20 protein-coding genes are annotated in these 17,505 nt (G+C 69.8%); 8 read left to right on the top strand and 12 right to left on the bottom strand.

The window, feature by feature from the left end:
- A partial coding sequence (locus TSO221_RS36435) for a cation:proton antiporter (RefSeq protein ID WP_199229506.1) occupies window positions 1-145 on the bottom strand: 145 nt, incomplete at its 3' end.
- 112 nt (window positions 146-257) lie between these two features.
- Between TSO221_RS36435 and TSO221_RS16770 the strand changes: the two genes are divergently transcribed.
- Both TSO221_RS16770 and TSO221_RS16765 read left to right on the top strand, forming a co-directional pair.
- On the top strand, window positions 258-491 hold the full coding sequence (locus TSO221_RS16770) for a hypothetical protein (RefSeq protein ID WP_109119661.1): 234 nt from the start codon (window positions 258-260) through the stop codon (window positions 489-491).
- Between the two features lie 90 nt (window positions 492-581).
- Entirely contained in the window at window positions 582-878 is a 297-nt protein-coding gene (locus TSO221_RS16765) for a hypothetical protein (protein WP_109119660.1), read from the top strand.
- A 44-nt stretch (window positions 879-922) separates the two neighbouring features.
- Here the strand turns inward: TSO221_RS16765 and TSO221_RS16760 are convergent, their stop codons facing one another.
- A complete protein-coding gene (locus TSO221_RS16760; protein WP_109119659.1) occupies window positions 923-1,165 on the bottom strand; it encodes a hypothetical protein in 243 nt (80 codons plus the stop codon).
- A 278-nt stretch (window positions 1,166-1,443) separates the two neighbouring features.
- On the opposite strand from TSO221_RS16760, the gene TSO221_RS16755 reads away from it, so the two are divergent.
- From TSO221_RS16755 to TSO221_RS16745, 3 genes are all read left to right on the top strand, one after another.
- Window positions 1,444-1,836, top strand: coding sequence for a hypothetical protein (locus TSO221_RS16755; RefSeq protein WP_146208834.1), 393 nt, complete (start codon window positions 1,444-1,446; stop codon window positions 1,834-1,836).
- Between the two features lie 521 nt (window positions 1,837-2,357).
- Window positions 2,358-2,564 (top strand): hypothetical protein, encoded by a 207-nt coding sequence (locus TSO221_RS16750; RefSeq protein ID WP_109119657.1) that lies wholly within the window; start codon window positions 2,358-2,360, stop codon window positions 2,562-2,564.
- Between the two features lie 237 nt (window positions 2,565-2,801).
- Complete coding sequence (locus TSO221_RS16745; protein ID WP_109119656.1) at window positions 2,802-3,254, top strand: Rrf2 family transcriptional regulator; 453 nt, start codon at window positions 2,802-2,804, stop codon at window positions 3,252-3,254.
- 9 nt (window positions 3,255-3,263) lie between these two features.
- On the opposite strand, the gene TSO221_RS16740 is transcribed toward TSO221_RS16745, so the two are convergent.
- Entirely contained in the window at window positions 3,264-4,385 is a 1,122-nt protein-coding gene (locus TSO221_RS16740; protein WP_348770268.1) for a M20 aminoacylase family protein, read from the bottom strand.
- A 258-nt stretch (window positions 4,386-4,643) separates the two neighbouring features.
- Between TSO221_RS16740 and TSO221_RS16735 the strand changes: the two genes are divergently transcribed.
- The gene (locus TSO221_RS16735) at window positions 4,644-5,450 is read left to right on the top strand and encodes a MetQ/NlpA family ABC transporter substrate-binding protein (RefSeq protein WP_109119654.1); all 807 of its coding nucleotides are present in this window, start codon (window positions 4,644-4,646) and stop codon (window positions 5,448-5,450) included.
- Window positions 5,451-5,457: 7 nt separating this feature from the next.
- Complete coding sequence (acs, locus tag TSO221_RS16730) at window positions 5,458-7,425, top strand: acetate--CoA ligase (RefSeq protein WP_109119653.1); 1,968 nt, start codon at window positions 5,458-5,460, stop codon at window positions 7,423-7,425.
- Window positions 7,426-7,441: 16 nt separating this feature from the next.
- Here the strand turns inward: acs and TSO221_RS16725 are convergent, their stop codons facing one another.
- Genes TSO221_RS16725 through TSO221_RS16705 form a run of 5 tightly spaced genes read right to left on the bottom strand, consistent with a single transcriptional unit; the run spans window position 7,442 to window position 12,586 of the window.
- A complete protein-coding gene (locus tag TSO221_RS16725; RefSeq protein WP_109119652.1) occupies window positions 7,442-8,098 on the bottom strand; it encodes a methionine ABC transporter permease in 657 nt (218 codons plus the stop codon).
- The gene (locus TSO221_RS16720) at window positions 8,079-9,164 is read right to left on the bottom strand and encodes an ATP-binding cassette domain-containing protein (RefSeq protein ID WP_109119651.1); all 1,086 of its coding nucleotides are present in this window, start codon (window positions 9,162-9,164) and stop codon (window positions 8,079-8,081) included. Before TSO221_RS16720 ends, TSO221_RS16725 begins: the two co-directional genes overlap by 20 nt.
- A gap of 18 nt (window positions 9,165-9,182) precedes the next feature.
- Complete coding sequence (locus tag TSO221_RS16715) at window positions 9,183-10,001, bottom strand: MetQ/NlpA family lipoprotein (RefSeq protein WP_109119650.1); 819 nt, start codon at window positions 9,999-10,001, stop codon at window positions 9,183-9,185.
- 30 nt (window positions 10,002-10,031) lie between these two features.
- The gene (locus TSO221_RS16710; protein ID WP_109119649.1) at window positions 10,032-11,255 is read right to left on the bottom strand and encodes an aminotransferase class V-fold PLP-dependent enzyme; all 1,224 of its coding nucleotides are present in this window, start codon (window positions 11,253-11,255) and stop codon (window positions 10,032-10,034) included.
- Complete coding sequence (locus TSO221_RS16705) at window positions 11,252-12,586, bottom strand: FAD-binding oxidoreductase (RefSeq protein WP_199229505.1); 1,335 nt, start codon at window positions 12,584-12,586, stop codon at window positions 11,252-11,254. The genes TSO221_RS16710 and TSO221_RS16705 overlap by 4 nt, the downstream gene beginning before the upstream one ends.
- 151 nt (window positions 12,587-12,737) lie before the next feature.
- Here TSO221_RS16705 and TSO221_RS16700 point away from each other — a divergent pair, with 151 nt between their 5' ends.
- Window positions 12,738-13,910 (top strand): aminotransferase, encoded by a 1,173-nt coding sequence (locus tag TSO221_RS16700; protein WP_109119647.1) that lies wholly within the window; start codon window positions 12,738-12,740, stop codon window positions 13,908-13,910.
- Between the two features lies 1 nt (window position 13,911).
- On the opposite strand, the gene TSO221_RS16695 is transcribed toward TSO221_RS16700, so the two are convergent.
- The 4 genes from TSO221_RS16695 to TSO221_RS16680 are packed head-to-tail and all read right to left on the bottom strand — an operon-like array spanning window position 13,912 to window position 17,449.
- Entirely contained in the window at window positions 13,912-14,328 is a 417-nt protein-coding gene (locus tag TSO221_RS16695) for a rhodanese-like domain-containing protein (protein WP_109119646.1), read from the bottom strand.
- Window positions 14,329-14,347: 19 nt separating this feature from the next.
- Window positions 14,348-15,421 (bottom strand): amino acid ABC transporter permease, encoded by a 1,074-nt coding sequence (locus TSO221_RS16690; protein ID WP_247878084.1) that lies wholly within the window; start codon window positions 15,419-15,421, stop codon window positions 14,348-14,350.
- Window positions 15,418-16,416 carry an ABC transporter permease subunit gene (locus TSO221_RS16685; protein WP_109119644.1) on the bottom strand — a complete coding sequence of 333 codons (999 nt, stop codon included), beginning with the start codon at window positions 16,414-16,416 and terminating at the stop codon, window positions 15,418-15,420. Before TSO221_RS16685 ends, TSO221_RS16690 begins: the two co-directional genes overlap by 4 nt.
- 4 nt (window positions 16,417-16,420) lie before the next feature.
- Window positions 16,421-17,449, bottom strand: a complete 1,029-nt coding sequence (locus tag TSO221_RS16680; RefSeq protein WP_199229504.1) for an amino acid ABC transporter substrate-binding protein — start codon at window positions 17,447-17,449, stop codon at window positions 16,421-16,423.
- Window positions 17,450-17,505: the final 56 nt, after the last annotated feature.

Raw genomic sequence — 17,505 nt, 5'->3', positions numbered from 1 at the left:
CGGGCGTGAACGGGCCGACCGCGACGCCGGCCAGCAGATAGCCGACCAGGGGAGGCAGCCGGAGCTTGCTGGCGAGAAGGCCCCCCAGGAAGGCGAGAACCAGGCCCATGACGATGGTGGCGATGAGCGTCGTCTCGTGCGGCATGAGGATCCTTGTCCGGTCCTGGGCTGGAGGATCCCGCGATGGAACCGGCTCTGCCAGATATGGTGGTTGCCCGGCGAGCGGTCAGCGCGATGTGCAGCGGCACGGACGGCAGGTGTTCGTCTGCGCCCTCGCTTGCGCCACCGCGCATCCCCATGTCCATTGGATGATGAGGATCGAATACGGTGCCCGCTTTGACTTCGATGGCTGGATGGTCATCGACACCGCGGTGGTGAACGGCGAACTGGTCGGCGAGGCGGTTCGGCGCGGTCTGTCCTTTGGTGAAGCCGCACAACTGGCTGAGTTCTTGAATCGGCATGGAAAGGGACTGCACGCCAATCAGAACTGAGGGCGCCCTCGCAAAGCGGTGGAGGCGGTGCCACATAGGGAAAGGCAGCAACCCGTACGTTGCAACTCGTATGTTGCTCTTGGGGGCGCCATGAAGCCCGCCGTCATCGTCCTTCTTCTTTCGTTCGCGGCCGCCGCCGCGGCAGCCGGTGAACGCAATCCCACGCATCTCTTCGATCCCGGCAACCACGTCGATGCCGACGGTGTCGTCCGCGACCGTGGCGGTCGGCCCGTCGGGCGCATCGAGGCGGATGTGAAGGGAAGCCATGTGTTGCGCGACAACGACGGGCGCCACATCGGCAGCGTCGAGCACGGCTCCGCCGAGGGCGAACTGGTCATCCGGGACAGCGAAGGCCGCCGCCAGGGCACGCTCGAACGTCGTCGGTAATGCGGCGGCCCCATCTCCGAGGCAACCGCGATCCGATCGTCGGATCAGTAAAACACCCCACCGTCCAGATCCTTCCTGAACTGTCCGCTCCAAGCGGAGGGGAGCGCCGACCGGTAGGCCCGGGAGGTTCGGGTCGGTGCGTAGGTCACGGTGATGGTGTGGAATTGGACCGTGCCGCCCCTGACGACATAGGCCTCGACGCGGTCCTCCATGCTGAAATCGTCCGGGCGAAGCGTGACGTAGGCAACGCACCGTTCGAAGGTCTCCCTTTCGACGTTCTTGAGCATGGCATAGCTTTCGGTTCAGGCCACGGGACCATGGATCAGGGCAAAGAGCACGACCGCCAGCACGACGGCGACCGGGATCACCAACGGCGGCACGAAGTACTCCATCGGGGCGCTCCAAAAAGACGAGAAAGGTGTGGGGGTTTGAAGGGTCATCGTCGTGCTCCGTATGTGTGGCGGATCGAGCCGGGGATGCCGCGGTGGCTTTCTTCCGATTGCACCGTCAATCAAGGATTGCGCTGCGGCCTATGGAAGAGTTGGTGATGAAATAAGTTTTTACCGTGGCGATTTCGGCATATGAACCTATGCGCCGCAGAAATATGGTGCGCATGTGCATAAGTCATTTTATCGACGGTTTGAGCGGTATGCAAATCATGATGTTGGCTGAGACTTCGATGGTTTCGGCGCTTGGCCGCTGTGGAGCTTTTCGATATGAAGATCAAAGCTCAGATTTTTTCGTCCTGCACAGAAAGGCCGAGTGGATCGTCCGCAGTGACAATCTCCTGTACGGCCCTTACGCGACCTGCGGCGACGCTTTCGTCGGAGCCGTGGCAGAGGCGCAGGCGGTCGGGCTTTCGGGCATTCCGAGCACCGTGATCATCGAGGACGAGAACCTCGCCCTGAAAATCGGATGGCGCTACGGCATCGACCCGCTGCCGCTCCGGTGCCGGTGACCGACCGGCATTCTTCGAAACCCGCCGGAATCATCGGTCGGCAATCCGGCTCATCCTTTTGCGCTGCGTCGCAGCATGAATTTATCGCGACGCAGCGAGCCTGCGCCGCAGAGAGGCATGGCTTCATAGACTGGTGCTTCGTCGCGGCACGCAAGCGGCACGCAACCGCCTTCAAGGGCGCAGAAATGCTTGCAGCCGGATTGATCCCGGTTCAGCAAAAACCTAGCGTTTCCGCCGCTGTCCGGGTTTCCTGCCGCCGCTCATAACGGTGTTGTCGTCGGTTCGAATCCGGCCGGGCCCACCACGAATTCAACGGCTTAGCGTGCCCCGGAATGGGCAGGCAACCAGATGGGCACGCAATGGACACGCACTTCGTCGTGTCGCCCTCAGAACCGGGAGGCTTTCCTCCCGCATCTCGTTACGGATCTTGCTGATCGTGCCGTCCGACACGCCCGTCTCCTCCCGGATCTGCTTGTGCGGGACGCCGGTCGAGTAGGAGGGATCCGTGCTGCCGTGTCGTCGTGGATTTTGCCGCCAAGCTCAGCGCCACCCCGCCAGCCGCTGGGCCGGAGGACGTGGCGGCGCTGCGCGCCGTGGGCCTGGGCGACCGGGAGATCCTCGACCTGATCCAGGCCGTCGCGATCTTCGCCTGGGCCAACCGCCTGATGCTTACGCTCGGTGAGTCGGTGCGGCCGGACGCGTCATCAGAACCGGGTGCTGCGCCATAATCAACAATTTTGTTTGCGTAAATATGAATTATATCTATACTAGTACAGTGTGATTTGGTACGTTGAGGTATGCCGACGCAGTGCCCTTCACGGGTGGTGTTTCAGCGTTTCCTCCCAAACTCGGGCCGCCCCTCCGGCGGCCCGTTTTTTATCGGCGTGGGGGTGGGGAAGAGGCTTGAACTGTTCAACGCCCGATGTTCTCTGACGGACAGGGGAGAGGCGACGACGGATGAACGCGTGCTGAGCCAGAAAGCCAAATACGCCATGCGCGCGCTGATCATGCTGGCCGAGCGGTCGGACGACGACCTCGTGCTCATCGGCGACATTGCCGAGCGCGAGAACATCCCCCGCAAGTTCCTGGAAGCCATCCTTGTCGAACTGCGCAACCACGGCCTGCTGTTCGCCAAGCGCGGCAAGGGTGGCGGCTACCGGCTGGCACGGCCGGCCTCGCAAATCAGCTTTGGCGAGGTGATCCGGATCATCGACGGGCACCTTGCACCGATTCCCTGCGCCAGCAAGAACGCGTTCAAGCCGTGCGCCGACTGCGAGGATCCGGCCACCTGTTCGACGCGCTGGCTGATGATCCAGGTGCGCGACGCCACCGCGGACGTGCTCGACAACCGCTCGCTGGCCGACGCGCTGCGCCATCGGCAGGCGGTCGGCCATCTGGCGGGGAACTTCGATATCTGAGCGCGGCCCCTACGGCAGGGGCAGCGCGCGTTCCGCCAGGGCCACCCAGTAGGCCGCGCCGGTGGCCAGCACCGAATCGTCGAAGTCGTAGCCGGGGCTGTGCAGCGGCCGGCTGCCGGCGCCGAGCCAGACGTAGGCGCCCGGCCGCTTGGCCAGCATGTAGCCGAAATCTTCGGCGGTCATGGACGGGGCGGCGTCGCGCCGCACGTTCGCGGGGCCGGCCACCGCCTCGGCTGCGGCGGCGGCCAGGTCGGCCTCGGAGCGGGTGTTGATCGTCGGCGGCGCGCGCGCGTCGATCTCCAGCGTGGCCTCCGCCCCCAGCGCACCGGAGATTCCGGCGACGAGGCGGCCGAGCTGCTCGTGCAGCCGGGCCCGCGTCGCTGGCTGGAAGGTGCGGATCGTGCCGTGCAACTCGGCCGTGTCCGGGATGACGTTGAAGGTGGTACCGGCTTCCATACGGGTCACCGACAGCACGGCGCCGTCGAGCGGATCGGTGCCGCGGCTGACGAGGCTCTGCACCGCCGTTACGAGGTGTGCCGCCACCAGCACGGGATCCACTCCGTGGTGCGGCATCGCGGCGTGCCCGCCCTTGCCGCGGATCCGCACGGTGAACTGGTCGCACGCCGCCATCACCGGGCCGGGGTGCACGGCGAAGGTGCCGGCCGGCAGGTCCGGCCAGTTGTGCAGGCCATACACGGCGTCCACCGGGAAGCGGTCGAACAGTCCGTCCTCGACCATCCGCAGGCCGCCCCCGCGGCCCTCCTCGGCCGGTTGGAAGACGAGGTGGACGGTGCCGGCGAAGGACCGGGTGACGGCGAGGTGCCGGGCGGCGCCGAGCAGCATGGCGGTGTGCCCGTCGTGGCCACAGGCGTGCATCACCCCGGCGTGGCGCGAGGCGTGCGGCACGCCGGTGGCCTCGGGAATCGGCAGGGCGTCCAGATCGGCGCGCAGGGCGATGGCGCGTGGCGACGGCGCGCGGCCGTGGATGGTGCCGACCACCCCGGTCCCGGCGAGCCCGCGGTGCACATCGATTCCCCACGCTTCCAACGACTCCGCGACGGCGTCGGCGGTGCGGTGCTCCTCGAAGCCCAGCTCGGGATGGGCGTGCAGGTCGCGCCGCCACGCCGTCATGGCCGGCGCCAGCGCGGCGACCGCCGCGGGAATACCGGCGTGGGGGACCGCATCGGGGCCGGGCATCGCAATCTCCTCATGGCGCGGGCGTATTCCACATGCGGCGTGCTCGCATGCCGGTTAATTACCTATTTAACAAATAGGATATTGACAAGGGTTTCACGCCCATCTCACATAATGCGCATCGAAATTGTGATGGCGTGCGGTACAACGCGGCCGAATTGTTCAATTTGCCTGCGGGCATGCGGAAGGAATGAGATGATGGCGGGAACGGGTTCTTGGCTGCGCCGCGCCGGTGTGGCGGGCGTGGTGCTGGCGCTCCTGGCTTCGGGCGCGTCGGCGGCCGAGCGCATCAAGCTCGGCGTGATGGGCGGCGTCGAGGAGGAACTGGCGGAGGTGGCCAGGAAGGTCGCCGCCCGCAACGGCCTGGAGCTGGATGTGGTCACCTTCTCCGACTACGCCATCCCCAACGCCGCGCTGGAGGCCGGCGACCTCGACGCCAACGCCTTCCAGCACAAGCCGTACCTGGACGCGCAGATCAAGGCGCGCGGCTACCACATCGTGCCCATCGGCTACACCATCGTGGCGCCCATCGGCTTCTACTCGCGCACGCTGAAGGGCATCGGCGAGTTGAAGGAGGGCGCGCGCGTCGGCATCCCGAACGACCCGTCGAACGGCGGCCGCGCGCTCAACCTGCTGGCCGCCAACGGCCTGCTGAAGCTGCGCGACGGCAAGGGTCTGGTGCCCAGCGTGCTCGACGTCGTCGAGAACCCGAAGAAGCTGCAGATCATCGAGATCGAGGCGGCGCAGCTGCCGCGCTCGCTGGAGGATCTGGCCGGCGCGGTGATCAACACCAACTACGCGGTCAACAGCGGCCTCAGCCCGGCCAAGGACGCGCTGATCATCGAGCCGCGCGTCGGCAACCCCTACGGCAACTTCATCGCCGTGCGCGAGAAGGACAAGGACCGGCCGTCCTTCAAGACGCTGGTCGCCGCCTACCAGTCGCCGGAGGTCAAGGACTTCCTGGAAGCGCGCTTCAAGGGCGCCATGCTGCCGGCCTGGTAAGACCGCCATGTCCGAGCCCGAGATCCACCCGGTTCCGCCCGGCTTCGCGGCGCGCGCCCATGTGGACGCCGCCGCCTACGCGGCGACCTACCGCCGGTCCGTCGAGGACACCGAGGGCTTCTGGTGCGAGCAGGCGGCCTTCCTCGACTGGATCACGCCGTTCACCCAGGTGAAGGACACCAGCTTCGCCCTGGAGGACCTGCGCATCCGCTGGTTCGCCGACGGCACGCTGAACGCGTCGCACAACTGCATCGACCGGCACCTGCCGGCCAAGGCCGACGTGCCCGCCATCCTCTGGGAGGGCGACGACCCGGCCGAGCGGCGCACCGTCACCTGGGGCGAGCTGGCCGACAAGGTCAACCGGCTGGCCAACGTGCTGACGGGGCTGGGCGTCCGCCAGGGCGACGTGGTGACCATCTACCTGCCGGTGATCCCGGAGGCGGTGGTGGCGATGATGGCCTGCGTACGCATCGGCGCCGTCCATTCGGTGGTGTTCTCGGGCTTCTCGGCCGAGGCGCTGGCCGACCGCATCGCCGACGCCCGCGCCAAGGTGCTGATCACCGCCGACGAGGGGCGCCGCGGCGGCCGGGCGGTGCCGCTCAAGCGCAACGCCGACCGTGCGCTGGAACGCGAGCGCGCGGTCGCCCACGTGGTGGTGGTGCGGCGCAGCGGGGCGGACGTGCCGTTCACCCCCGGCCGCGACCTCTGGTACGACGAGGCGGTCGCCGCCGCCGCGCCGCACTGCCCGCCGGTGGCGGTCGGCGCCGAGGACCCGCTGTTCATCCTGTACACCTCGGGCTCGACCGGCAAGCCGAAGGGGCTGGTGCACACCACCGGCGGCTATCTGGTGCACACCGGCACCAGCTGGCGCACCATCTTCGACTGGCACGAGGGCGACGTGTTCTGGTGCACGGCCGACGTCGGCTGGGTCACCGCGCACACCTACAAGATCTACGGGCCGCTGCTCAACGGCGCCACCAGCGTGCTGTTCGAGGGCGTGCCGACTTGGCCGGATTCGTCGCGCTGGTGGTCGATCATCGAGCGCTACCGGGTCAACATCTTCTACACCGCGCCGACCGCCATCCGCTCGCTGATGCGCGAGGGCGAGGAGCCGGTGCGGCGGCACGACCTGTCGTCGCTGCGGGTGCTCGGCTCGGTCGGCGAGCCGATCAACCCGGAGGCGTGGCGCTGGTACCACCGCGTGGTCGGCGGCGGGCGCTGCCCGATCGTCGACACCTACTGGCAGACCGAGACGGGGGCGGTGCTGCTCACCCCCATCCCCGGCGCCGTGCCCAACAAGCCGGGCCGGGCGGGCAAGCCCTACTTCGGCATACGGCCGGTGGTGGTGGACGCCGCCAACGCGGAACTGGCGGGGCCGGCGGAGGGCAACCTGTGCTTCGCCGATTCCTGGCCGGCGCAGGCGCGCACCATCCTGCACGACCACGGGCGCTTCCTGCGCACCTACTTCGCGCCGTTCCCCGGCCGCTTCTTCACCGGCGACGGGGCGAGCCGCGACGCCGACGGCTACTACCGCATCAGCGGGCGGGTGGACGACGTGATCAACGTCTCCGGCCACCGCCTGGGCACGGTGGAGCTGGAGAGCGCCATCGCCTCCCACCCCGCGGTGGCGGAGGCGGCCGTGGTCGGCTATCCGCACCCGGTGAAAGGGCAGGGAGTCTTCGCCTACGTGACGCTGAAGGGCGGCATCGCCGAGAGCGAGGGCCTGCGCGGCGAGATCGTCACCCGGGTGCGCGACCGCATCGGCCCGATCGCCACGCCGGATGTCGTCCAGTGGGCGCCGGCCCTGCCGAAGAACCGCGCCGGCAAGATCCTGCGCCGCATCCTGAGCAAGGCGGCGGCCGGCGACTTCGCGGATTTCGGCGATACCTCCACGGTGGCCGATCCCGATGTGGTCGCCGACATCGTCGCCCGCCGCCGGGCCGCGCGGGTGGACGGAGCGGCCGGGGTGCCGTAGCGCCCCGGGCTTCCGCTCAGCGCCGGTGGTCGACGCGGCGCGCCAGCCACTCGCCGCCGAACTGCACCGAGGTCACCAGCACGATCAGGATGGCGATGATCTCGAACAGCACCTGCGTCTCGTACCGCTCGTAGCCGTAGCGGATGGCGAGGTCGCCGAGGCCGCCGGCGCCCACCGCCCCGGCCATGGCCGAGGAATTGATCATGGCGATCACGCACACCGTCATGCCGCCGACGATGCCGGGCAGCGCCTCGGGCAGGATGACGTGGCGGACGATGTGCCGGCGGCGGAAGCCCATGGCCTGTGCCGCCTCGATCAGTCCGTGGTCGACCTCGTTCAGGCTGACCTGGGCGATGCGGGTGTAGAAGGCGATGAGGTGGATGCTGAGCGGTACGCACGCCGCCCAGATGCCCAGCGTCGTGCCCACCAGGATCCGCGTGAACGGCAGCAGCGCCACCAGCAGGATGATGAAGGGGACGGCACGGAAGACGTTGACCAGGACGGACAGCGCCTTGTTGAAACGCGGCTTCGGATTGAGCCCGCCCGGCGCGGTGACGACCAGAGCCAGGGCGAGGACGAGCCCCACCGAGATGGCGATCGCCACCGAGACGCCGACCATGGTCAGCGTCTCGCCGAAGGCGCGCAGGTAGCGGTCAGACATCGTCGGCGACATAGCCCAGCACCTTGATGGAATCGGGAGAGAAGGAACGCCCGGCGGCTGAGCGCAGCGCGGCGGCCGGCACCGCCACCAGCAGGTCGCCCTGGGCGTGCCCCTGGATGCGGTCGATGCCGCCGTGCAGCAGCTTGGCGTCGGGGGCGAGGGAGAGCAGGCTGGCCAGCGACAACCCCTCCGGGTGCGTCTCGCCGGTGAAGCGCAGCGCCAGGATGGCGTGCCCGCCGTGCCGGGGCGGCTCCGGCTGCAGGCGGCGGGCGAGGTCGTCGGGCAGGCCGTGCTGCAACGGGCGCAGCAGCGCCCGCGTCGCCTCGCCCTTCGGCGCGCCGAACACCTTCCACACCGGGCCCCGCTCCACCGCGTGGCCCTGGTCGAGCACCAGCACCTCGTCGCAGATGGCGCGGATCACCGCCATGTCGTGGGTGATCAGCACGATGGTCAGGCCGAGCGCGGCGTTGATGTCGCGCAGCAGGCCGAGGATGGCGTGCGTCGTCTCCGGATCCAGTGCCGAGGTCGCCTCGTCGCACAGCAGGATGTCGGGGCGGTGCACCAGCGCGCGGGCGATGCCGACGCGCTGCTTCTGTCCGCCCGACAGCTTGGTCGGATAGACGTCGGCCTTGTCGGCGATGCCGACGAGGTCGAGCAGTTCGTCCACCCGGCGGCGGACCTCCGCGGCGGGGACGCCGGCGACCTTGAGCGGCAGGCCGACGTTCTCCCGCACCGTCTTCGCCGACAGCAGGTTGAAGTGCTGGAAGATCATGCCGATGCGGCGGCGCAGCCGCATCAGCGCCTCCTCGTCCAGCGCGCCGACGTCGGTGCCGTCGATCAGCACCCGGCCGCCGGAGGGGCGCTCCAGCATGTTGATCGAGCGCAGCAGCGTCGACTTGCCGGCGCCCGAGCGGCCGATGATGCCGAACACGCCGCCGCGCGGGATGCTGAAGGACACCGCGTGCAGCGCCTGCACGCCGCCGGGATAGACCTTGCGGATCGCCTCGAAGGTGATGTGCGGGGCGGCCGGTTCGGGGTCCGGCGCGACGGGGGCGGAGAGGGCGGGGTTCGGCGGCATCGGTCGGGTCCCGTCCGCTCAGAAGGCCGGAATGAGGACGCCGGCGAGTTCCTTCTCGATGTGCGCGCGGACCTCCGGCGACTGGAAGGAGTCGACCAGCGGCTTCACCCAGGGGGCGTCCTTGTCCTGCTCGCGCACGACGATGATGTTGACGTTCGGGTTGTTCTCCCGCTTCTCCTGGGCGATGCCGTCGCGCGCCGCGTTCAGGCCGACCTGCGAGCCGAAGCTGGAGATCACCGCCGCCGCATCGACGTCCTGGTAGGAGCGGGCGAGCACCACCGACTTCGCCTCGACGATCTCCAGCTTGCGCGGGTTCGTCTTGACGTCGGCCAGCGTGGCGGTCTCGTTGAAGGCGTCGAAGCCGTCGCGCAGCGTGATCAGCCCCTCGTCGCGCAGAACGATCAGCGCCCGGCTCTCGTTGCTGGGGTCGTCCGGCACGCCGACCTTGGCGCCGGTGGGCAGGTCCTTCAGCGACTTGTACTTCTTCGAGTAGAAGGCGATCGGCGACAGGTAGGTGTTGCCGACGATGGCCAGCTTGTAGCCGCGCTGCTTGACCTGGTCGCGCAGGAACGGGATGTGCTGGAAGGCGTTGGCCTGCAGCTCGCCGTTGTTCAGCGCCTCGTTGGGGCTGAGCGTGCCGGCGAGCACCACCGGCTCGATGGCGAGGCCCTTGGCGGCGCCGACCTTGGCGACGATTTCCCAGATCGGTTCGCTGATGCCGCCGCGGATGCCGACCTTCAGGCGGACCGGATCGGCGGCCTGGGCGGCGCCGGCGGCCAGCACCGAGCCGGCGAGCAGGACGGCGGCCACGGCGCGGCCGAACAGACGAAGCTTCATTGGACAACTCTCCTTGTGAAATTCGATGGGTCAGCGCCGGCGCGGCGGCGTCACGGCGTCGAGGGCCTGGAGGATGTCCTCCTGGATGTCCGGCAGGTTCTCCAGCCCGATGGACAGGCGGACGAGGCCGTCGCTGATGCCGTGGCGGGCGCGCTCCTCGGCGGTGTAGGTGGCGTGGGTCATGCTGGCGGGGTGCTGGACCAGCGTCTCGGCGTCACCCAGGCTGACCGCGCGGGTGGCCAGCACCAGCCGGTTCATGAAGCGCACCCCAGCCTCGATGCCGCCCTCCAGCTCGCACGACACGAGGCCGCCGAAGCCGCTCATCTGCCGCCGGGCGACCGCGTGGCCGGGGGAATCGGGTAGGCCGGGATAGCCGACCCAGCGCACCGCCGGGTGCTCCGCCAGCAGCGCCGCCACCGCGGCGGCCGAGGCGCTGTGGCGCTCGACCCGCAGCTCCAGCGTCTTCAGTCCGCGCAGCAGCAGGAAGGCGGTCAGCGGTGCGATGGTGGCGCCGGTCAGGTAGCGCAGCCCGTGCCCGCGCACGCGGTCGATGATCGCCTTCGGCCCGGCCACCACGCCGGCGATCAGGTCGCCGTGGCCGCCCAGGAATTTGGTCGCCGAATGTACGACGAGGTCGGCGCCGTGCTCGATGGGGCGTTGCAGGACCGGCGTCGCGAAGGTGTTGTCCACCATCACCAGGGCGTCGGCGCCATGCGCCAGTTCGCTCACCGCGGCGATGTCGACGACGCGCAGGTTGGGGTTGGCCGGCGTCTCGAAATGCACCAGCTTCGGGCGCAGCGCCAGCGCGCGGGCGAGGTCGTCGAGGTTCGTGAAATCGGCCACCTCGACCCGGATGCCGAAGCGGGTCAGCCCGCGCACGAACAGCGCGAAGCTGTTGCCGTACAGCGTGGTGTCGATCACCACGGTGTCGCCGGCCTCCAGCAGCGTCCACAGCGTGGCGGAGATCGCCGCCATGCCCGACGCCACGGCAAGCCCGGCCTCGGCGCCCTCCAGGTCGGCGACGCGGGCCTCCAGCAGCGCCTGGGTCGGGTTCCTGGTGCGGCCGTAGATGTAGCCCTCCTTCTCGCCACGGAACAGGGCGGCGCCGTCCTCCGCCGTCTCGAAGGCGTAGGTGGAGGTCATGAACACCGGCGCGGTCAGCGCGCCGTGCTCGCTGGCCGGGTCGTAGCCCAGATGGATCGCGCGGGTCGACAGGCCGCTCCAGCGCGGCCGGTTCGATGACGGTTGGCTCATGACAACGAATCCAGGATCTTGCCGGGGTTGAGGATGTTCGCGGGATCGAGGGCGCGCTTGACCAGCGCCATGGCGCGCCGCTCCTCGGCGGAGCGCGACAGGGCCAGCCACGCCTTGCGGTCGAGGCCGATGCCGTGCTCGGCCGACACGGCGCCGCCGAGCGCGGCGAGCGGCCGGTAGACCAGTTCCTCCACCGCGGCCCGGACGTCGGTGCGGCCGGCGGAGACGATGACGTGCAGGTTGCCGTCGCCCAGGTGGCCGAACGCCACCACGGCGGCGCCCGGCCAGCGCGCCGCGACGACGCGGGTCAGCGTGTCCACGTACTCCGGCATGCTGGGGATCGGCAGGCTGACGTCGAAGCTGAACCGCGGGGCGAGCGGGCGCAGGTGCTCCGTCACATCGTCGCGGATCGCCCACAGCGTGGTGCGCTCGGCCTCCGAGCGGGCGAGCACCGCGTCGGCGATCAGGCCCGCTTCCAGAGCCCGCGCCAGCGCGGTGCCGAAGCGCTGGGCGTCGCCTTCCGCGTCGGCGCCCTCCCATTCCACCAGGGCATAAAAGGCGGCGCCGTGCGGCAGCGGCGGGTGCAGCCGGCCGGCCGGGCGGGTCGCCAGCGCGTAGTAGGACGGCCACATCGCCTCGAACGAACTGAGCGCGCCGTTCGACTCCTCCCGCATCGCCCGCAGAAAGCCGGCCATGGCCGCGAAGTCCGGCAGCGCCGCCAGGGCCGTGTGGCGGGCGCGCGGCAGCGGGTACAGGCGCAGCACGGCGCGGGTGACGACGCCAAGCGTGCCCTCGGTGCCGATGAACAGCTGCTTGAGGTCGAGGCCGGTGTTGTTCTTCAGCAGCGCGTTCATCGACGACACCACCGTGCCGTCGGCCAGCACCGCCTCCAGCCCCAGCACGAGGTCGCGCATCATGCCGTAGCGGATGACCTTGTTGCCGCCGGCGTTGGTGGCGATGGCCCCGCCCACCGTCGCCGAGCCGCGCGAGCCGAGGTCGAGGGCGAACAGGAAGCCGCTCTCAGCGGTGTGCCGCTGCACGGCCTCGATGGTGGCGCCGGCCCCGGCGGTCAGCGTCGCCCCGGCGGCATCCACGGCGCCGATGCCGGTGAGCCGCTCCAGCGACAGCGCGATCTCGTGCGGGCCCGCGACGGTGCCGCCGACCAGCCCGGTCATGCCGGCGCGCGGCACCACCGGCACCCCGGCCCCGTGGCAGATGCGCAGCGCCGCGGCGACCTCGGCGGTGGAGCGCGGCAGCAGCAGCGCCGCCGCCGCGCAGCCGACGGGATCGCGTCCCGACGCCGGGCGGCTGCGCACCGCCTCGCCGATCAACACCGAATCCGGGCTGAGGCTCTCGTGAAGCTGATCAATATATGTGTTAATTAAACTCATAAAATATACTTGCACAGTAGTCAAATGCACGCAACCCTGAAAGCGGGACCGTTCGTCCGGCGGTCCGCGCATCGGCAGGGGAGAGTCCACCATGGTCAATTCGGTGTTCGGCAGCGTCGGCACCTCGGTGTTCGAGACGATGTCGCGGCTCGCGGCCGAGCACGGGGCGGTCAACCTCGGGCAGGGATTCCCGGAGGGGATCGAGGCGGCCGAGGTGATCGCCGCGGCCGAGCGGGCGCTGCGCGCCGGGCCGCACCAGTACCCGCCCACACTCGGCCTGCCGGCGCTGCGGCAGGCGGTGGCCGCGGCCAACAAGCGCTTCTGGGGCATCGAGGTGGACTGGCAGAGCGAGGTGCTGGTCACCTCCGGCGCCACCGAGGCGCTGGCTGACTGCTTCCTGGGGCTGCTGGAGCCGGGCGACGAGGTGCTGGTCTTCCAGCCGGCCTACGACAGCTACGGCGTCATCCTGCGCCGCGCCGGCGCCGTGCCGGTGCCGGTCCGGCTGGAGCCGCCACACTGGGAGCTGCCGCGCCAGCGCATCCTCGATTCGATCACCCCGCGCACCCGCGCCATCCTGCTGAACACGCCGATGAACCCGAACGGCAAGGTATTCACCCGCGATGAACTGGAGTTCCTGGCCGACCTGCTGGAGCGCCACGACCTCGTCGCCATCTGCGACGAGGTGTACGAACACCTGACCTTCGACGGCCGCGAACACCTGCCGCTGATGGCGCTGCCGCAGGCGCGCGGGCGCTGCCTGCGCATCGGCTCGGCCGGCAAGACCTTCTCGGTCACCGGCTGGAAGGTCGGCTACGTCACCTCCACCGCCGAGCGGCTGGCGCCGGTGGCGCGGGCGCACCAGTACCTGACCTTCGCCACGCCGCCGCACCTGCAATCCGCCGTGGCCTTCGGGCTGGGCCTCGGCGACGACTACTTCGGCGGTTTGCAGGCAACCCTGCAGGAGCACCGCGACTATCTGGCCGCCGGCCTGCGCGATCTCGGCTTCACGGTGCTGGACGGCGGCGGGACGTACTTCCTGTGCGTGGACATCTCCGGGCTCGATCCGCAGGGCGATGACTTCGCCTTCTGCCGCCGTCTGGTCGCCGAATCCGGCGTGGCCGCGGTGCCGGTCAGCACCTTCTACGCCGAGCGCGACATGCGCTCACTGATCCGCCTGTGCTTCGCCAAGCGCAAGCCGCTGCTGCGCGACGCGCTCGACCGGCTGGGCGCCTGGGCGGCGCGCCGGCCGGTCGCGGCGGCGTGACTCAGGTCTGCTTCCATGGCAGCCCGGCGGCGCGCCAGCCGCCGACGCCGCGGTGGCCGGCGGCGTCGAGCTGGCCCTCGAAGCCGTCGGCGACGTTGTGCGTGGTGTAGCCGACCTCCGCCAGCGCCTCCGCCGCCGCGCGCGAGCGCACGCCCGAGCGGCAGATCACGTACACCGGCCGGCTGGTTGCGACGCCCCTGGCGCGGACGTCCTCGACGAAGGCGGGGTTGCGGGCGAGGCCGGGGAAGGTCTGCCATTCGATCTGCACCACCGTGCGGCCGAGGCCGCCCAGGTCCGGGCCGCCGACGAAGACCCATTCGGCCTTGGTGCGCACGTCGAGCAGCACGGCGTCGGGCGTGTCCGACAGGCGCTGCCACGCCTGCTGTGGGCTGACGTCGCCGGCGAAGTGTCCGGTCATGGTTCGATCCTCCGTGTGGTTATGCCGTGGTGGTGAGGCGGCGTTCCAGCCACAGGCTGTAGCGCGACGCCGCCACGCTGAACCCCAGGTACAGCAGGGCGGCGAAGCCGAAAGCCTCGTCGTAGAAGCCGATCCATTGCGGGTCGGCGGCGGAGCTGCGGGCGGTGTTGAGCACGTCGAACAGGCCGATCACCACGATCAGCGTGGTGTCCTGGAAGATGCCGATGCCCAGCGTGACCAGCGACGGGATCACCGTGCGCAGCGCCTGCGGCAGCACCACCAGCCGCATCGTCCCCCAATAGCCGAGGCCCAGCGCCTTCGCCGCCTCGTATTGGCCGTTCGGCACCGCCTGCAGGCCGGCGCGCACGATCTCCGCCATGTAGGCCGAGACGAACAGGATGATGGCGAGCTGGGCGCGCAGCAGCTTGTCCAGGCTGACGCCGGCCGGCAGCATCAGCGGCACCAGCAGCGTCGCCACGTACAGAACCGCGATCAGCGGCACGCCGCGCAGCACCTCGATCACCATCACGCAGGCGAGGCGCACGACGCCCATGCCGCTGCGCCGGCCGAGCGCCAGCAGCACCGCCAGCGGGAAGGCGCCGGTCATCCCGGCGAAGGCCAGCAGCAGAGTGAGCGGCAGCCCGCCCCAGCGGTCGGTCGGCACCGGCTCGCCGCCCGGCAGGCCGGCCAGCAGCAGCACCGCGCCGCCGAGCGCCGCGGCTCCGGCCGGCACCATGCCGGGGCGCCAGAAGCGCGGCAGTCCGGCCAGGACCGCGAAGCCCAGCAGCAGGACCAGCGCCGTCGCCGGGCGCCAGTGCCGGTCGGGCTCGTAGAGGCCGAAGAGGATGTAGCGCAGCTTCTCGCCGATGAAGGCCCAGCACGCCCCGCCAGCGGCGCGGCAGGCGTCGGCGCTGCCGGTCCAGGCGGCGTCGAGCACCGCCCAGCGCAGCAGCGGCGGCAGCGCCCAGGCGAGGAGCACCACGCAGGCCAGGGTGATCAGCGCGTTGCCCGGCGAGCCGAACAGCCCGTCGCGCCACGCCCTCCAGTGCCGCGGCGGGGCGAGGCGGCCGGCCAGGGCGGCGTCGGCGCTCACGGCCACCCCCGCCGCGCGAGGCGCCGGTTCCAGGCGTTCATCGCCACCGACACGGCGAGGCTCAGCGTCAGGTAGGCGGCGGCGAGGATCGCCATGGTTTCCAGCGCTTGGCCCGTCTGGTTGGCGCTGGTGTTGATGACGCTGACCAGGTCGGGGAAGCCGATGGCGACGGCGAGGCTGGAGTTCTTGGTCAGGCTGAGCCAGCTCGACGTCAGCAGCGGCACGATCACCCGCAACGCCTGCGGCAGCACCACCAGCCGCAGGATCCGCCGCCGCGGCAGGCCCAGCGCCCGCGCCGCCTCCCACTGCCCGGCGGGCACCGACTGGACGCCGCTGCGCACGATCTCGGCGATGCCGGCGGCGGCGTTGACCGCCAGTCCGATCAGCAGCGCGGCGAACTCCGGCGTCAGCGTGGCGCCGCCGGTGAAGTTGAATCCGGCCAGTTGCGGTATGTCCCAGCCCAGCGGGTCGAAGCGCAGCGCCGGCAGGAAGACGCCGCGGTTGCACAGGAAGACCCCGGCGACGGGCTGGAACGCCTGGCGCGGGCCGGGCAGGGCGTGCAGCGTGGCGCTCCAGAAGAACAGCTGCAGCAGCAGCGGCGTGCTGCGGATGAGTTCGACGTAGACCTGGACGATGCCGGACAGCAGCAGGTTGCCGGACAGCCGGGCGATGCCCAGGGCGAGCCCGAGCGCCGTCGCCAGAACGCAGCCCAGCACGGCGACCTTCACCGTGTTCAGCAGCCCGACCAGCAGCGCCCGCCCGTAGGTGTCGCCGGCCGTGTAGGCGACCAGCGATTCGCCGATCTCGAAGTTGGCGGCGCGGTGCAGGAACTCGAAGCCCGGGCGGATGCCGAAGCGCTCCATGTTCTCCAGCGTGTTGGCGCCGAGGACGGCGAACAGCAGCACCGTGCCGGCCAGCAGGCCGAGCTGGGCGGCCGCGTGGTCACCCCACCACGCGGCCGCCGCCCTGGCTCCATTGGTGACGATGGCGCGCATCGGCTCAGCGGAAGGGCGGGGAGTAGAGCAGGCCGCCCTTGGTCCAGGGCTGGTTGTAGCCGCGCTCGAAGCCGACCGGGGTCGCCTTGCCGATGTGGCGCTCGAAGATCTCCCCGTAGTTCCCCAGCGTCTTGACGATCGTGTGGAAGACCTTCGGGTCGAGCTTGAACGCCTCGCCGATCACCGGATCGACGCCGAGGAAGCGGCGGATCGACGGGTTGTCACTCTTCAGGAACTCGTCGGCGTTGGCCTGGGTGATGCCGAACTCCTCGGCCTGGATGGTGGCGTAGACCACCCAGTTGACGATCTCCAGCCACTGGTCGTCGCCGTAGCGGATCGCCGGCGCCAGCGGCTCCTTGGAGATGCGCTCGGGCAGCAGGACGTAGTCGTTCGGGCTGGGCAACTGGGTGCGCGCGATGGCGAGGTCGGAGGCGTCCTGGGTCAGCACGTCGCAGCGGCCCGAGGTGAACGCCTTGCGGAACTCCGCCGTCTCCTCGATGACCACCGGCTTGAAAGTGGCCTTATTCTGGCGGAAGAAGTCGGCGATGTTCAGCTCGCCGGTGGTGCCGGTCTGCACGCACACCGTGGCACCGTTCAGCTCGCTGCCCTTGTTGACGCCCAGCTTCTTCGGCACCAGCAGACCCTGGCCGTCGTAGAACACCACCGGGCCGAAGTGGAAGCCGAGCTTGCTGGAGCGCACGGCGGTCTGCGTCACCGCCGACAGCAGGATGTCGAACTCGCCCGACTGCAGCGCCGGCAGGCGCTGCTGCGGCGAGGCGGAGACGAACTGCACCTTCTCCGGATCGTTGAACACGGCGATGGCGAGCGCCCGGCCGATGTCCACGAAGAAGCCCTGCCAGCGCCCGTTGCTGTCCGGCGAGAAGAAGCCCGGCGCGGTGCCGACTCCCACCTTGATGACGCCGCGCGCCTTGATAGCGTCGAGCGTCGGCCCGGCGGCGGCCGGCACGGCGAGGCCGAGGCTGGCGGCCCCCAGCAGCCCGGCGAAGAGAAGACCCTTGATCGATGAACGCATGGTCGGCAACTCCATCCTAATAATTACGATTTTTCTTTGTATGAACTGTACGAATC

It is taken from the genome of Azospirillum sp. TSO22-1 (genome assembly GCF_003116015.1).
Classification (GTDB): Bacteria; Pseudomonadota; Alphaproteobacteria; order Azospirillales; family Azospirillaceae; genus Azospirillum.
The sequence above is the reverse complement of the archived record's forward strand: the minus strand, read 5'-3'. Positions and strand labels throughout refer to the sequence as shown.

Bases quoted from the DNA above. Each gene is read 5' to 3' on its own strand.
- TSO221_RS16685 (WP_109119644.1), bottom strand. From the start codon at position 16,416: ATGCGCGCCATCGTCACCAATGGAGCCAGGGCGGCGGCCGCGTGGTGG.
- TSO221_RS16740 (WP_348770268.1), bottom strand. From the start codon at position 4,385: ATGACGGCGTGGCGGCGCGACCTGCACGCCCATCCCGAGCTGGGCTTC.
- TSO221_RS16710 (WP_109119649.1), bottom strand. From the start codon at position 11,255: ATGAGCCAACCGTCATCGAACCGGCCGCGCTGGAGCGGCCTGTCGACC.
- TSO221_RS16715 (WP_109119650.1), bottom strand. From the start codon at position 10,001: ATGAAGCTTCGTCTGTTCGGCCGCGCCGTGGCCGCCGTCCTGCTCGCC.
- TSO221_RS16735 (WP_109119654.1), top strand. From the start codon at position 4,644: ATGATGGCGGGAACGGGTTCTTGGCTGCGCCGCGCCGGTGTGGCGGGC.
- TSO221_RS16725 (WP_109119652.1), bottom strand. From the start codon at position 8,098: ATGTCGCCGACGATGTCTGACCGCTACCTGCGCGCCTTCGGCGAGACG.
- acs (WP_109119653.1), top strand. From the start codon at position 5,458: ATGTCCGAGCCCGAGATCCACCCGGTTCCGCCCGGCTTCGCGGCGCGC.
- TSO221_RS16720 (WP_109119651.1), bottom strand. From the start codon at position 9,164: ATGCCGCCGAACCCCGCCCTCTCCGCCCCCGTCGCGCCGGACCCCGAA.
- TSO221_RS16760 (WP_109119659.1), bottom strand. From the start codon at position 1,165: ATGCTCAAGAACGTCGAAAGGGAGACCTTCGAACGGTGCGTTGCCTAC.
- TSO221_RS16680 (WP_199229504.1), bottom strand. From the start codon at position 17,449: ATGCGTTCATCGATCAAGGGTCTTCTCTTCGCCGGGCTGCTGGGGGCC.
- TSO221_RS16765 (WP_109119660.1), top strand. From the start codon at position 582: ATGAAGCCCGCCGTCATCGTCCTTCTTCTTTCGTTCGCGGCCGCCGCC.
- TSO221_RS16695 (WP_109119646.1), bottom strand. From the start codon at position 14,328: ATGACCGGACACTTCGCCGGCGACGTCAGCCCACAGCAGGCGTGGCAG.
- TSO221_RS16700 (WP_109119647.1), top strand. From the start codon at position 12,738: ATGGTCAATTCGGTGTTCGGCAGCGTCGGCACCTCGGTGTTCGAGACG.